Origin of the sequence: Caballeronia glebae (assembly GCF_001545035.1) — a bacterium.
Classification (GTDB): domain Bacteria; phylum Pseudomonadota; class Gammaproteobacteria; order Burkholderiales; family Burkholderiaceae; genus Caballeronia; species Caballeronia glebae.
Genome location: NZ_FCOJ02000036.1, coordinates 42,704 through 57,494 on the forward strand (window position 1 = coordinate 42,704; position 14,791 = coordinate 57,494).

Genomic DNA, 14,791 nt, shown 5'->3' on the forward strand with positions numbered 1-14,791 from the left:
GTGACCGTGTTCACTGCTTTTTGATGTTGCGATACGACACGAGATCGTTGATCGGCCCGACTTCGAGACCGGTCACGCCGGGCCGCGCCGCCACCTGCGACACCTTCTGGAACATGATCACGAACGGCGACTTCGCGAGCACTTCACGCTGCATCTTCTCGTACATTTGCGCGCGCTTTTTCGTATCGCTTTCGGCGAGCGCGGCGTTGGTTTCCTTCGTCAACTGCGGAATATCCCAATCGTTGCGCCACGCGAGCATCTTGTAGCTCGATGCATCCGAGTTGTCCGGATTCCACACGAAGCCCTGCGCGTTGCTGTGCGGATCGATGTAGTCCGCGGACCACTCGCCGATATAGATGTCGTGCGCCCGCGCGCGATAACGTCCGAGCGTCTGCTTGTTGTCGCTCGGCACGAGTTGCACCTTGATATTCGCGAGCGCGAGATTGGCTTGCACGGCCTGCGCGATCTCGCTGTACGGGTAGTCGTTGCGCACGTCCATCTTCACCGTGAAGCCGTTCGCCAGGCCCGCCTTCGCGAGCAGCGCCTTCGCCTTCGCGACGTCCTGGTGATAGGGGTTTTCGTTCAGCGCGCCGAGAAAGCCTTCCGGAAGAAACGCTTCGTGAACCTTGTAAGTCGTGCGAATGACGTTCTTCTGGATGCCCTGATAGTCGATGAGCCACTTCATCGCTTCCCATACTTCCGGCTTCGCGAGATTCGGATTCTTGTTGTTCAGGCCGAGATACATCAACGTGGCTTGCGGCACGGCCGTCGCCTTGATGACGCCGTTCTTCGTGAGCGTGTCGAGATCGTCGGGCGAGAGATCGCGTGCCACGTCGATGTCGCCGTTCTGGATCATCAGACGCTGGCTCGCCGCTTCCGTCACGTGACGCAGCACGATGCGCTTCATCGCGAGCGGCAGGCGATAGCCGTCGAAGCGTTGCAGCACGATGCTGTCGTTGGCGGTCCACTTCACGAGCTTGTACGCGCCCGAGCCGGCTTCGTTGGTCTTCAGCCACTCGTTGCCATAATCGCCGCCCTTGGCGTGCGACTCGACGAGCTTGCGATCCACCACCGACGCCGGCCACGATCCGAGCACGTTGAGCACGAAGGTCGGCGCATAGCGCTGGTCCGTCGTGACCGAGACGGTCGTGTCGTCGATCTTCTTCACGTTCTGCAGCGCGTTTGCCTTTGTCAGGCCGATGCCCGCGAGCACGGCCGCCGCGCCCTTGTCGAGCAGCGCGGTGCGCTGGATCGACCAGGCGACGTCGTCGGCCGTCAGCGCGTTGCCCGAGTGGAACTTGAGGCCCGGCCGGATCTTGAACGTGAACGTGAGGCCATCCTGGCTCACGGCCCAGGACCCGGCGACATCGCCATTGAATTTCGACGGGTCTTTCAGATCGACGCGCACCAGACGGTCATACGTGTTCGCGACGTATTCCTCCGGCACCAGCTCGTAGATTTCGCCGGGATCGAGCGAGGTGAATTCATCGAGCAAAGTGGCCATGACGAACATGTCTTTCGGCGTGGCGGCTTGCGCGCATTGCAGGCCCGTGAATGCCGTCAGCGCCGATGCGAGCATGAGCGCTGCCAAAGCCTTTTTCATGTGATGTCGTCCTTTCGATGTCGCGATGTCGCGTTTTACATGAGCCGCAGCGGGCCGCTTTCTTCGTTATCGATCAGCGCAAGTTCGCGCGAGCCTGGCAATTCGTAATGCCACCACTCGCTTTTGATGTGCGTGAAACCCGCGCCTTGCATCACGCCGAGCAAGAGCGTGCGGTTGCGCTGCACGTGCTCCGGCAAACCGAAGTGAAAGTGCTCGGATTCGACGACCATCGCGTCGAAACCGGTGCCCATGTCGAGCTCGTCGCCATCGCGATCGACGAGCGTCAAGTCGACCGCCGTGCCGCGGCTATGGTTCGAGCCGCGTCCGAGTTCGGCGATGAAGGTCGGATCGGGCAGGAAGTCCCACAGCGCTTTCTGCGCTTGCGGCGGACGATAGGCGTCGAAGATCTTGAGCGTCATGCCGATGCTCTTCGCGATATCGACGGCACGGCGCAAGGCCGCTTCGGCGGGCTCCAGCAGCAGGCAGTGCTGGGCCTTGTAGATCGGCTTACCGGTGAAATTGCGATCGGTCGCGTAGACGAGATCGATCTGGACTTGGTGAGATTCGGGCGTGATGTGCAGAAGGCGGGATCGGGTCATGTAAGCGCTTCGTCTCGATTCTTTCCGATACACGCACCTTAACGCGTTAGAAAAAACCGCGAAACCCTTTATTTCGTATGGTTCCGGTGATTCACGACACGAGTGGCCAACGCGCGAGGACTTCGTATTGCGATTTGCCAAGCAGGCTGCGCACGAGCGCGAATTCGCGCGCGGTCCAGGCGATGGGTTCGACGCATTGACGCGCGACGCGGTGCTCGTCGTAGAGCAAGGTCACGTGGGGCGCGAAATGAGGATGGCGGCTGAGCACGATGCCGGCGGCTTGCAGCGCCGCGCCGAGGGTTTGTTCGAGCGCATCGAGCGATTCGGTGACATCGCCGGAAAGGACCAGCGCACGTTTCGCGCGACGGCCCGAAAAGCTTTCGATTCGGTCGAGCGTCACGTCGATAGACGGCAATGCGATTTGCGATGCTGCGGCGCGCGCTTGCGCGGCCACATCGGCGGGAACGCCCGCGAAGGCGCCGAGATGATGCAAGGTAAGGTGAAGGCGATCGGCGGGAATCGCCTTCGCTCTCAGCTTGTGCCCAATGCGCAGCCGCGCCGCCAGATCGGCGATGCGCGCGGCGGCGGCTGCGTCGGGATACAACGCGAAGAAGAGCGAGTCGGTGAGGCGCTCGCTTCGTTCGCGAGCGGGCGCGGGGTCATTCATGCGTGCCCCCGGCTCGCGTTCAACGTGAAGCGACGCCCTTCACTCCCACTCGATCGTCGCGGGCGGCTTGCCGGAGATGTCATACACGACCCGATTGATCCCGCGCACCTCGTTGATGATGCGATTGGAAACATGCCCGAGCAATTCGTGCGGCAGATGCGCCCAATGCGCGGTCATGAAGTCGAGCGTCTGCACGGCGCGCAGGGCGACGACGTATTCATAAGTGCGCCCATCGCCCATCACGCCGACGCTCTTCACCGGCAGGAACACCGCGAACGCCTGGCTCGTGAGGTCGTACCACGACTTGCCCGTTTCCTTGTCGATGGTATTGCGCAGCGTCTCGATGAAAATCGCATCGGCGCGGCGCAGCAGGTCCGCGAATTCGCGCTTCACTTCACCGAGAATCCGCACGCCAAGACCCGGCCCCGGGAACGGATGGCGATACACCATCGCGGGCGGCAGGCCGAGCTTCACGCCAAGCTCGCGCACTTCGTCCTTGAAAAGCTCGCGCAACGGTTCGAGCAGCTTGAGATTCAGCGTCTCCGGCAAACCGCCGACGTTGTGATGACTCTTGATCGTGTGCGCGCCCTTCTTGCCCTTGCCCGCCGATTCGATCACGTCCGGGTAGATCGTGCCCTGCGCGAGCCACCGGGCGTCGGTGAGCTTGTCCGATTCCTTGTGGAACACCTCGACGAACTCCGCGCCGATGATCTTGCGCTTCGCCTCCGGATCGGTCACGCCAGCGAGCTTCTGCAGGAACTCCTCGCTTGCATCGACGTGGATCACCTTCACGCCCAGATGATCCGCGAACGTCGACATGACCTGCTCCGCCTCGTTCTGACGCAGCAGGCCGTGATCGACGAACACGCACGTCAGTTGATCGCCGATCGCGCGATGCAATAGCGCCGCCGCCACCGACGAATCCACGCCGCCCGACAAGCCGAGAATGACGCGCTCGTTGCCGACCTGCGCGCGGATTTTCTCGACCGCCTCGTCGATGTAATGGCCCATCTCCCAATCGGCCTTCGCGCCGCACAGTTCCAGCACGAAGCGCTCCAACATCGCGCTACCCTGCACCGTGTGCGTGACTTCCGGATGCCATTGCAGGCCGTAGAAGCGGCGGTCGTCGTCGGCCATCGCGGCGATCGGGCACGACGGCGTCGAGGCCATCAGTTTGAAGCCCGTCGGCAGGTCGACGACCTTGTCGCCGTGGCTCATCCACACCTTGAGCATCGACTCGCCCTTTTCATTGGCAAAGTCCTGAATGCCCTCCAGAAAGCCCGTGTGATTCAGCGCCTGCACTTCCGCATAGCCGAATTCGCGCACGTTGCCCAGCTCGACCTTGCCGCCGAGCTGGTCGGCCATCGCCTGCATGCCGTAGCAGATGCCGAGCACCGGCACGCCGAGGTCGAAGACGATTTGCGGGGCGCGCGGCGACTTCGCCTCGGTGACGGAGTTCGGGCCGCCGGACAGGATGATGCCCTTCGGCGCGAATTCGCGGATGAACGTCTCGTCGACGTCGTACGGATGGATCTCCGAGTAGACATGCGACTCGCGGATGCGCCGGGCGATCAGCTGGGTGACTTGGGAGCCGAAATCGAGAATCAGGATTTTGTCGTGCATGGCTGCGGCCAAAGGCTAAGTGAACGAATGATGTCGGTGCGGCCGGAACGCGACGTCGCGCCCCGCCTGCAAATAAATCGACGGCCGGCAAAGCCGACCGTGCTTGTCCTGCGTGTTTGCGCTGCTGCGCTTGCGTGGCTTGCGTGGCCTGCGGCATGCGCTTCGCGCTCTCAACGTGGTGCGCGGCTCGCGTCCGGCGCGAGCGGATCGACGCGCCGGCCCGTCGCCGGATCGATTTCGCCGCTGATCACAGGCTCGATGCGCTTGCCGGTGACGGGATCGATCGCGCGGCCCGTTAGCGGATCGAGCGTGCCGCCCGTGACGGGATCGACCGCGCCGTCCGGGTGTGCGCGCACCGTCGCCGAGACGATCGGTGACGCGGAATCGAGCGCACGCCCCGATGAATCGATCGCGCGACCCGAAATGGGATCGATGGCCGTCGCGTCTGGCGCGCGCGCAGCAGGACGCGCCCCGGTGTCGATCGGTTCGGCGCGCGCGGACGATGTCGTGGCGCCCGCGCGAACGTCGTCGCGCTTGTGCGCCGCGTTCTTTTCCGCGCGCTGCGCCGATGCCGCGCCGGCCGCCGCAGCGCGCTCGCGCCGCCGCACCGCCGACGACAGCCGCACGCTGCCCAGACCGAGCACGAGCAGCGCGACGCCGACCACGGCCGCGCTGATCTGCCCGAAGCTATCGATCTGAGGCGTATGCAGCCCGAGCAACCAGACCAGCACCACGACGCCCGACAACCACTGGACGTGGCCCGAGACGCGCGCGGCGCGAGCCGTCAACGCGCCATCGACGGCTGCATGAAACGCAAGCCACGACAGCCCGACGAGCGCGATGCCGAGCAACTGCCCGGCAAACGCCGGCTGAACGCGGATCGAATCCAGTTGCAGCGCGCCGTATAAGCCCGCCCACGGCGTCAGCAGGAACAGCAGACCGAACGCCAGAAAAATCAGCGCATTGATGACGAGCACGACCCGCAGCAACGATTTCATTGATCAGTCCGCTCGATTAATCGACGTGATAGTTGGGCGCTTCCTTCGTGATCTGCACGTCATGCACGTGCGACTCGCGCATGCCGGCCGCCGTGATCTGGACGAACTCCGCCTTTTCGTGCATCTCGCCGATGGTGCGGCAGCCGCAGTAGCCCATGCTCGCGCGCACGCCGCCGACGATCTGGAACAGGATCGCGTTGACCGAGCCCTTAAAGGCCACGCGACCTTCGATGCCTTCCGGCACGAGCTTGTCGATATTCGCCGAGTTGTCCTGGAAGTAGCGGTCCGCCGCGCCGTCCTTCATCGCGCCGACCGAACCCATGCCGCGGTAGGACTTGTACTGACGGCCCTGATACAGGAACACGTCGCCCGGGGATTCTTCGGTGCCCGCGAGCATGCTGCCCATCATGACCACATTGGCGCCCGCGGCCAGTGCCTTCGACACGTCGCCCGAGAAGCGCACGCCGCCGTCCGCGACAACCGGCACGCCCGTGCCGCGCAGCGCTTCGGAGACGTTGGCGATCGCGGTGATCTGCGGCACGCCCACGCCCGCGACGATCCGCGTCGTGCAGATCGAGCCCGGGCCGATACCGACCTTCACCGCGTCCGCGCCGTACTCGACGAGCGCCTTGGCCGCCGCCGCCGTCGCGATATTGCCGCCGATGACCTGCACGTGCGGATAGGTCTGCTTGACCCAGCGCACGCGTTCGAGCACGCCCTGGCTATGACCGTGCGCGGTATCGACGACGATCACGTCGACGCCCGCCTGCGCCAGCAAGTCGACGCGCTCTTCGTTGTCCGGACCGACGCCCACGGCCGCGCCCACACGCAGCTTGCCGTCTTCATCCTTGCAGGCGTCCGGATTTTCGGTCTGCTTGGTGATGTCCTTCACTGTCATCAGGCCGCGCAGTTCGAACGCGTCGTTCACGACGAGCACGCGCTCCAGGCGATGACTGTGCATCAGCGCCTTGGCCTCGGCGAGCGACGTGCCTTCCTTGACCGTCACGAGACGTTCACGCGGCGTCATGATGTTGCGCACCGGCTCGTCGAGACGCTCTTCGAAGCGCAGATCGCGATTGGTGACGATGCCGATAAGTTGCGCGCCCTCGACCACCGGAAAACCCGAAATGCCGTGCTGCTGCGTGAGCGCGATCACGTCGCGCACGCGCATTTGCGGCGGCACCGTGATCGGATCGCGCACGACGCCCGATTCGAAACGCTTCACTTTCGCGACTTCGCGGGCCTGTTCCTTGGCCGTGAGATTCTTGTGAACGATGCCGATGCCGCCCATCTGCGCCATAGCGATAGCGAGCCGGCCTTCGGTGACCGTGTCCATGGCGGCGGACACGAGAGGCATGTTCAGGGAAATATTGCGAGTCAGCTGGGATTTCAGGCTGGTGTCGCGCGGGAGAACGCTGGAGAAGGCGGGCACGAGGAGCACGTCATCGAACGTGAGTGCTTTCTGGATCAGACGCATGGCAAATCCTATGGGCGCAAAAGCAGATTATACCGATAGTTCCCTGCATTTTCACTGCCCGAACAGCAGCTTAGGAGATCCCGCCGCGAATTCCGGGCCATTTTCGCCCATCCGCCGGACGGGTGCGCTGTTGCAGTTTTCGACAAGACGGAGGCCCGGGGCTGCATGCTACGCTTCGCGCCGACGAGTGAAATAACGGCGGGGAGTCGGGCAATGCAGCGCGGTGTGATGTACGGAATGGCGGCGGGAGCGATCTGGGGTTTCATCTTCCTCGCGCCACGGCTCTTGCCGGATTTTTCGCCGCTGACGCTTTCGATCGGGCGCTATCTGATGTACGGCGCCGTGTCGCTCGCGGTTGCGCTGCCGTTCGCCCGACGTCTCGCCGCCAAGCTCACACGCGCCGATTTCATCGCGCTCGTGAAGCTCGCGCTGGTCGGCAACCTGCTCTACTACATGCTGCTCGCGAGCGCGGTGCAGCTCGTGGGCGTCGCGCCTTCGTCGCTGATCGTCGGAATCCTGCCCGTGACCGTCACGCTCGCCGGCCGGCGCGATCACGGCGCGGTCGACCTCAAGCGGCTCATCGGGCCGCTTCTGCTCGTGCTGGCGGGCATCGCATGCATCAACTTCGACGTGTTCAGCGACGTGCTCTCATCCTCCGGCGGCAGCGATCACGCGACGAGTGTGCCCACGCGCCTCGCCGGACTCGCGTGCGCGCTGGGCGCGCTCGCGTCGTGGACCTGGTACGCGGTCGTCAACTCGCGCTATCTGCAATCGAATCGCCATTTCGACGGCAACGAGTGGTCCGTGCTGTGGGGCATCGTGACGGGCCTGCTCGGCGTCGGGATCGGCGCGATCGTCTGGATGCTGCCGGCGGGCACGGTGCAGGCGAGCGTGCCGGCGTCGCGCTCGCACGTCTTCTGGATCGTGTGTTTCGCGCTGGCGACGGGCGGGTCGTGGCTCGGCAACATGCTGTGGAACGCGGCGGCGAAGCGCCTGCCGCTCACGCTGTCAGGCCAGATGATCGTGTTCGAAACGCTCTTCGCCCTGCTCTACGCTTTCGTCTACGACAGCCGCTGGCCGCGCACGCCCGAGGTGCTCGCAATCGTGTTGCTGCTTGTCGGCGTGATCTGGTCGGTCAGGCAGCACACGCTGGAGGCGGCGCCCGCCGCGGCGAAGGAAGCCCCCGCGCATTGAATTGGTTCAGCGGGCGTCCTTCGAATGCCACTTGCGCCCTTCGATCGAACCCGCCTTGCGCGCCTTGTCGACGCGACGCTGGCGCGCAGCCTTCGGATCCACCTTCAGCGGCCGATAAATCTCCACGCGGTCGAAGTCGACGAGCACCGCGTCGAGCGGCTTCGGCTTGCCGAACACGCCGACCTTCTGCGTCGTCAGATCGATGTCCCGATGCGCGAGCAGGACGCCGCTCGCCTGAATCGCATCGCGCACCGTCGCGCCCTCCGGCAGATCGACGCGCTTGAGATACGAGCCGTCGGGCAGGCCGTAGCAAACGTCGATATGCATCATGGCTTGCCGTAGCGCTGGTCCGCGCGCTTCACGAAGGAATCGACGAACGTGTTGGCGATATGGCTGAACACCGGCCCGATGATTTTTTCGAGGATCACGTTCGAGAATTCGTAATGCAGCGCGAATTCGATCTTGCAGGCGTCCGCGCGCAGCGGCGTGAAGTGCCAATAGCCGGTGAACTTCTTGAAAGGGCCGCTCAGGAACTCCATATCGACATTGGTCGGACGCTTCTGCACGTTGCGCGTCGCGAAATGCTGCTTGATGCCTTTGAAGCTGATGTCGATCTTCGCTTCCATGCTGTTCTCGTCGTGACGGCCGATTTCGACGCCGCCGCACCAGGGCAGGAAATTGGGATAGTCGGCGACATCGGTGACGAGGTCGAACATTTCTTCCGCTGAATGGCGGATCAATACTGTTTTCTGGACGTCTGCCATATAGGGCGCAGCGGTGGCTGAATTGGGTGGCAACGCGCAAGAGAACGGGGCATCGGTTCGAACACATGCCGGCGCGCTGCTAAAATCAAGATTTTAAACGAGTTGGGCACTTTCCATTCATGAGCATCATCGACAACAGAAAAGCCTTCTTCGATTACTTCGTCGAAGAACGCTACGAGGCCGGTCTCGTGCTCGCGGGCTGGGAAGTCAAGGCGTTGCGCGCGGGCCGCGCACAGATCAAGGAAGGGTACGTCGTGATCAAGAACGGCGAGCTCTTTCTGATCGGCACGCATATCAGCCCACTGCCCGAGGCATCGAAATTCGCCAATCTGGACCCGGTGCGCACGCGCAAGCTGCTTTTGCACCGCGAGCAGATCGACAAGCTCATCGGCAAGGTCGAGCAGCGCGGGCATACGCTCGTGCCGCTCAATTTCCACTACAAGGATGGCCGCGTGAAATGCGAGATCGGCCTGGCGAAGGGCAAGAAACTCCACGACAAGCGTGAGACCGAAAAGCAGCGCGACTGGGAACGCGAGCGCGGGCGCCTGATGCGCACGGCCACGCGTTAAACGCTTAGCCGCTTAAACGCTTAGCCGCTTGGACGAATTGGGGCGCTTTTCAGCGCCCCAATTGCTTTAGCTCTTCCTGATAAGGCCGCCGCCGTCGCCCTTCACAATCGACAACGCGGACGCGATCATCGTGCTCATGTCGGACATGTTGCCCGGCACGATGAGCGTGTTGCCCTGCTTCGCGAGATTGCCGAACGCGCCGACATACTGCTCCGCGACTTTCAGATTGACCGCTTCCATGCCGCCCGTCGTCTGGATCGCGGCGCCGATCTTCTCGATGGCCTGCGCGTTCGCGTCCGCCACCGCGAGAATCGCGGAGGCTTCCCCCTGCGCCTGATTGATCGCCGCCTGGCGTTCACCTTCCGACTTCTGGATCGCAGCCTCGCGCGCGCCCGATGCCAGATTGATCTGCTCCTGCTTGCGACCTTCGGACGCGGCGATCAACGCGCGCTTTTCGCGCTCGGCGGTGATCTGCGCCTGCATCGCGTGAAGAATTTCCTTCGGCGGCGTGAGATCCTTGATTTCGTAGCGCAGCACTTTCACGCCCCAGTTCGACGCCGCTTCGTCGAGCGAATTCACGATGCTATGGTTGATATAGTCGCGCTCCTCGAAAGTCTTGTCGAGTTCCAGTTTGCCGATGACCGAACGCAGCGTCGTCTGCGAAAGTTGCGTGATCGCGAACACGAAGTTGCTCGATCCGTACGAGGCCTTCATCGGATCGGTAACTTGAAAGTACAGCACGCCATCGACCTGAAGTTGCGTGTTGTCGCGCGTGATACAAACCTGGCTCGGCACTTCGAGCGGAATCTCCTTCAGCACATGCTTGTAGGCGATGCGATCGATGAACGGCAGCACGATGTTGAGACCCGGCGCGAGCGTCGCGTGATAGCGGCCGAACCGTTCCAGCACCCAGGCGTGTTGCTGCGGAACGATCTTGACCGTCTTCGAGACGATCACCATAGCGATGACGAGCACGATGAGCGCGAAGTACGTTGTTGACATTATTTTTTCCCCTTTCAAGTACTGCTATTTGGCCGCGACGATCAGTCGATTGCCGTCGAGCGCCGTAATGCGATAAAACCGCGCGCCCTCGCTCTCGCCCGGCGCGAGTTCCACATCCCACTGCGCGCCGCGATACATTGCGCGTGCGCGTCCGTCGCGCCATTGATCGACTTCCAGCGTCGCGCCGATATCGAGATTCACGGCTGCATCGCGCGACGCATCGCCGCGCCGCTTCCAGCTGCCCAAGCGCGAGCGCCGCAGCACCGCCACCGCGATCAACGCGATGAGCGCGGCTACGCCCATCTGGACGTGCGGCAACGCGCCGATCACATAAGCGATACCGCCCGCGATCATGCCAAGCGCGATCATGAGCAGATAGAACGTGCCAGTGAGCAACTCGGCGACGATCAGCACGCCCGCCGCGACCCACCAGATCAGCCCTCCCGTTTCCATCATCGGTCTCCAAACGAAAACACCCCGGAGAAGTCCGGGGTGTTTTTATATCACGCTGCACCAATCCGAAAGCAAACGGAAAGGTGTCCATCGACTTATTTTGACAACGTCTTCGCGAGTTGCTGCCACGTGTCGATGATCGTGTCCGGATTCAGCGACATCGACTCGATGCCCTGCTTCGCAAGCCACTCGGCGAGGTCAGGATGGTCCGACGGGCCCTGACCGCAAATGCCGACGTACTTGTTCAGCTTGAGACAGGTTTCGATGGCGCGCTTCAACATGAACAGCACCGCCTCGTCGCGCTCGTCGAAGTCCGCCGCGAGCAACTCCATGCCGGAGTCGCGATCGAGGCCGAGCGTCAACTGCGTCAGATCGTTCGAGCCGATCGAGAAGCCGTCGAAGCGCTCCAGGAACTGTTCCGCCAGAATCGCGTTGGACGGCACTTCGCACATCATCACGAGTTTGAGATCGTTCTTGCCGCGCTCAAGTCCGAACTTTTTCAGCAGTTCGACCACGCGATCCGCCTGCTTCAGCGTACGCACGAACGGCACCATGATCTGGACGTTGTCCAGGCCCATTTCCTCGCGCACCTTCTTCAGCGCGATGCATTCCATATGGAACGCCTCGGCGAAGTCGTCCGAGATGTAGCGCGACGCGCCACGGAAACCGAGCATCGGATTCTCTTCGTCCGGCTCGTAGCGCGAACCGCCGATCAGCTTCTTGTACTCGTTCGACTTGAAGTCCGACAGACGCACGATGACGGGCTTCGGATAGAACGCCGCCGCGATGGTGGCGATGCCTTCCGTCAGCTTGTCGACGTAAAACGCACGCGGCGAAGCATGGCCGCGCGCAACGCTCTCGACCGCCTTCTTCAGATCGGCGTCGACGTTCGGGTACTCCAGAATCGCCCGCGGATGCACACCGATGTTGTTGTTGATGATGAATTCCAGTCGCGCGAGACCCACGCCCGCGTTCGGCAACTGCGCGAAGTCGAACGCGAGTTGCGGATTGCCGACGTTCATCATGATCTTGACCGGAATCTTCGGCAGTTCGCCGCGCTGCACTTCGGTCACTTCGGTTTCGAGCAGGCCGTCGTAGATCTTGCCTTCGTCGCCTTCCGCGCACGAAACGGTGACGAGCGCGCCTTCCTTCAGGATGTCCGTTGCATCGCCGCAGCCGACCACCGCCGGCACGCCGAGTTCACGCGCGATGATCGCCGCGTGGCAGGTGCGTCCGCCGCGATTGGTCACGATCGCCGATGCGCGCTTCATCACCGGTTCCCAGTTCGGGTCGGTCATGTCGGCGACGAGCACGTCGCCCGGCTGCACGCGCTCCATTTCCGACGGATCGTGAATCACGCGCACCGGACCCGCACCGATTTTCTGGCCGATCGCGCGGCCGGTCGCCAGCACGTTCGACTGACCCTTGAGCTTGAAGCGCATCTCGGCCTTGCCCGACGCCTGGCTCTTCACCGTCTCGGGACGCGCCTGAAGGATGAACAGCTTGCCGTCGCGACCGTCCTTGCCCCATTCGATGTCCATCGGACGCTGATAATGCTTCTCGATGATTACCGCGTACTTCGCGAGTTCGATCACGTCTTCGTCAGTGATCGAGAAGCGGTTGCGCTGCTCGTGCGCTACGTCGACGGTCTTCACGCGGCCCGGCTCGCCCGGCTTCGTGAACTCCATCTTGATGAGTTTCGAGCCGATCGAGCGGCGGATGATCGGATACTTGCCCTGTTCCAGCGTCGTCTTGAAGACGTGGAATTCGTCCGGATTGACCGCGCCCTGCACAACGGTTTCGCCCAAACCGTAGCTCGACGTGATGAACACGGTTTCCTTAAAGCCCGATTCGGTGTCGATGGTGAACATCACGCCGGCCGCGCCGGAGTCGGAGCGCACCATGCGCTGCACGCCCGCCGACAACGCAACTTCAGCGTGCGTGAAGCCCTTGTGGACGCGATAGGAAATGGCGCGGTCGTTATAAAGCGACGCGAACACGTGCTTCATGCGATCGAGGACGTCCTCGATGCCGACCACGTTCAGATAGCTTTCCTGCTGGCCCGCGAAGGATGCGTCGGGCAAGTCCTCGGCGGTCGCGGACGAGCGCACGGCGAACGACAGTTCTTCGGGCGAGCTTGCCTGGAGAACCTCGAAACCGCGGCGGATTTCGTCTTCGAGACGCGGCTGCAGCGGCGCGTCGACGATCCATTGGCGGATTTCCTTGCCGGCTTCGGCGAGCGCCTTCACGTCGTCGACGTCGAACGTCTCAAGACGCTTGGCGATGCGCTCGGTCAGCTCGTTATGCTGGAGGAAATCGCGAAATGCGAGAGCAGTCGTGGCGAATCCCGTCGGCACACGAACGTTGGCTTCGGAAAGCTGACTGATCATTTCGCCGAGCGAGGCATTCTTGCCGCCGACGATTTCCACGTCGGTCATTCGCAACTGCTCGAATGGAACTACATACGCCTGATCCTTTGCGACATCTTTCGCAACATTGACTGCGTTAGTCATACAAGCCCCTAAGGTGGATGGAATTCACGATCGCACGAGTGGGCTCATATGCGGCGGCGCTCATTGGAAGCGCGGACGCATCTCGTGCAACCTGTTTGATAAATGATCGGGGAATACGCGCCTGCGAGAACCGAGGCGCGGTCAAAAAGAAGCGGGGGCGTCTGAAATCTGCTCGAAAACGTGGTTTGACGTAACAAGAAGCCACGAAACGACCGCGATTTGACGAAAATCCGATTCAATTTCTCCGCAATTGCTTATCGAACAGGTTGCCGCTATTCTACCTTGCCGCATTTCAGAATTGTTTCGGCCGGGCAGTCGTTCCACGGCAAAATCGAGGTCTTTGGCGCCTGATCGTGGGTTCACCCACACCCAGACGCTCACACTCAATCTACTGCCTGCCAGCGGTCAGTTACCTTAACACAGGTTTTTACGGCGTCCGTGCTTTCACGCTAGCCCTCTCCAGCGTTTGAGCACCCTCGCTCCAACTCGTTCCTTCTTGTCGCCGATGCCGCCTTCCGTATTCATCGTTTCCGACGGGACCGGGATCACTGCCGAAACCTTCGCGCATTCGATCCTCGCCCAGTTCGATCAAAAATTCCGGCTCGTGCGCGTGCCGTTCGTCGATTCGATCGACAAGGCGTACGCGACCGTCGCGAAGATCAACGAGGTCGTCACGCTCGATGGCCGCCGGCCGATCGTGTTCACGACGCTCGTCGATAGCGCGTCGAATGAAGTAGTCAAGGGCTGCAACGCGCTCGTGCTCGACATGTTCCAGACCTTCATCGAGCCGCTCGAACAGGAACTGGAAATAAAGTCGACGCACGCGATGGGCCGCGTGCACCAGAACGCCGACACCGAGGAATATAAAAACCGCATCGAGGCGATCAATTTTTCGCTCGCCCACGACGACGGCCAGTCCAACCGCAATCTCGCCGACGCCGATGTCATTCTGGTCGGCGTATCGCGCAGCGGCAAAACGCCGACGAGCCTGTATCTCGCGATGCAATACGGCGTGAAGGCGGCGAACTATCCGCTGATTCCCGAGGATTTCGAGCGCGGCAAGTTGCCGACGCCCCTGCTTGAACATCGGACGAAGATGTTCGGTTTGTCGATCGATCCGCAGCGGCTTGCCGAGATCCGCAACGAGCGCCGTCCGGGCAGCAAGTACGCGGCGCTCGAAAACTGCCGCTACGAGATCAACGAAGCGGAAATGATGATGAAGCGCGAAGGCGTCAAGTGGCTGTCGTCGACACACAAGTCGATCGAGGAAATCGCCACGACGATTCTTCAGGAGGTCAAGCCGGAGCGGCCTTCCTACTATTGATGGCT

At 62.2% G+C, this 14,791-nt stretch carries 14 protein-coding genes; 3 read left to right on the forward strand and 11 right to left on the reverse strand.

Annotated features, from left to right (window positions below; translation table 11 throughout):
* Nucleotides 1-10: 10 nt before the first annotated feature.
* The 6 genes from AWB82_RS22845 to guaB all read right to left on the reverse strand — a co-directional run bounded on the left by AWB82_RS22845 (nt 11) and on the right by guaB (nt 6,967).
* Nucleotides 11-1,579: an ABC transporter substrate-binding protein gene (locus AWB82_RS22845; protein ID WP_235023405.1), complete on the reverse strand. Its 1,569-nt coding sequence runs from the start codon at nt 1,577-1,579 to the stop codon at nt 11-13.
* A 59-nt stretch (nt 1,580-1,638) separates the two neighbouring features.
* Nucleotides 1,639-2,202, reverse strand: a complete 564-nt coding sequence (ddpX, locus tag AWB82_RS22850; RefSeq protein ID WP_086971273.1) for a D-alanyl-D-alanine dipeptidase — start codon at nt 2,200-2,202, stop codon at nt 1,639-1,641.
* 91 nt (nt 2,203-2,293) lie between these two features.
* A complete protein-coding gene (gene thpR, locus AWB82_RS22855; RefSeq protein ID WP_086971275.1) occupies nt 2,294-2,869 on the reverse strand; it encodes an RNA 2',3'-cyclic phosphodiesterase in 576 nt (191 codons plus the stop codon).
* A gap of 39 nt (nt 2,870-2,908) precedes the next feature.
* On the reverse strand, nt 2,909-4,492 hold the full coding sequence (guaA, locus tag AWB82_RS22860; protein ID WP_086971277.1) for a glutamine-hydrolyzing GMP synthase: 1,584 nt from the start codon (nt 4,490-4,492) through the stop codon (nt 2,909-2,911).
* Between the two features lie 170 nt (nt 4,493-4,662).
* Nucleotides 4,663-5,490, reverse strand: a complete 828-nt coding sequence (locus AWB82_RS22865; protein ID WP_086971279.1) for a hypothetical protein — start codon at nt 5,488-5,490, stop codon at nt 4,663-4,665.
* A gap of 16 nt (nt 5,491-5,506) precedes the next feature.
* Nucleotides 5,507-6,967: an IMP dehydrogenase gene (guaB, locus tag AWB82_RS22870; protein WP_086971281.1), complete on the reverse strand. Its 1,461-nt coding sequence runs from the start codon at nt 6,965-6,967 to the stop codon at nt 5,507-5,509.
* A 213-nt stretch (nt 6,968-7,180) separates the two neighbouring features.
* On the opposite strand from guaB, the gene AWB82_RS22875 reads away from it, so the two are divergent.
* On the forward strand, nt 7,181-8,161 hold the full coding sequence (locus tag AWB82_RS22875) for a DMT family transporter (RefSeq protein WP_086971282.1): 981 nt from the start codon (nt 7,181-7,183) through the stop codon (nt 8,159-8,161).
* A 6-nt stretch (nt 8,162-8,167) separates the two neighbouring features.
* Here AWB82_RS22875 and AWB82_RS22880 read toward each other — a convergent pair whose 3' ends face one another.
* Entirely contained in the window at nt 8,168-8,491 is a 324-nt protein-coding gene (locus AWB82_RS22880; protein WP_086971284.1) for an RnfH family protein, read from the reverse strand.
* Nucleotides 8,488-8,925 (reverse strand): type II toxin-antitoxin system RatA family toxin, encoded by a 438-nt coding sequence (locus tag AWB82_RS22885; protein ID WP_086971286.1) that lies wholly within the window; start codon nt 8,923-8,925, stop codon nt 8,488-8,490. Before AWB82_RS22885 ends, AWB82_RS22880 begins: the two co-directional genes overlap by 4 nt.
* Nucleotides 8,926-9,044: 119 nt before the next feature.
* On the opposite strand from AWB82_RS22885, the gene smpB reads away from it, so the two are divergent.
* Nucleotides 9,045-9,494 (forward strand): SsrA-binding protein SmpB, encoded by a 450-nt coding sequence (smpB, locus tag AWB82_RS22890; protein ID WP_086971288.1) that lies wholly within the window; start codon nt 9,045-9,047, stop codon nt 9,492-9,494.
* A gap of 66 nt (nt 9,495-9,560) precedes the next feature.
* Here the strand turns inward: smpB and AWB82_RS22895 are convergent, their stop codons facing one another.
* The 3 genes from AWB82_RS22895 to ppsA all read right to left on the reverse strand — a co-directional run bounded on the left by AWB82_RS22895 (nt 9,561) and on the right by ppsA (nt 13,462).
* Nucleotides 9,561-10,496: an SPFH domain-containing protein gene (locus AWB82_RS22895; RefSeq protein ID WP_086971290.1), complete on the reverse strand. Its 936-nt coding sequence runs from the start codon at nt 10,494-10,496 to the stop codon at nt 9,561-9,563.
* Nucleotides 10,497-10,520: 24 nt separating this feature from the next.
* The gene (locus AWB82_RS22900; protein WP_086971293.1) at nt 10,521-10,949 is read right to left on the reverse strand and encodes an NfeD family protein; all 429 of its coding nucleotides are present in this window, start codon (nt 10,947-10,949) and stop codon (nt 10,521-10,523) included.
* A gap of 95 nt (nt 10,950-11,044) precedes the next feature.
* Nucleotides 11,045-13,462 (reverse strand): phosphoenolpyruvate synthase, encoded by a 2,418-nt coding sequence (gene ppsA, locus AWB82_RS22905; RefSeq protein WP_086971295.1) that lies wholly within the window; start codon nt 13,460-13,462, stop codon nt 11,045-11,047.
* Between the two features lie 505 nt (nt 13,463-13,967).
* On the opposite strand from ppsA, the gene ppsR reads away from it, so the two are divergent.
* Nucleotides 13,968-14,786, forward strand: a complete 819-nt coding sequence (ppsR, locus tag AWB82_RS22910) for a posphoenolpyruvate synthetase regulatory kinase/phosphorylase PpsR (RefSeq protein ID WP_086971296.1) — start codon at nt 13,968-13,970, stop codon at nt 14,784-14,786.
* Nucleotides 14,787-14,791 lie beyond the last annotated feature (5 nt).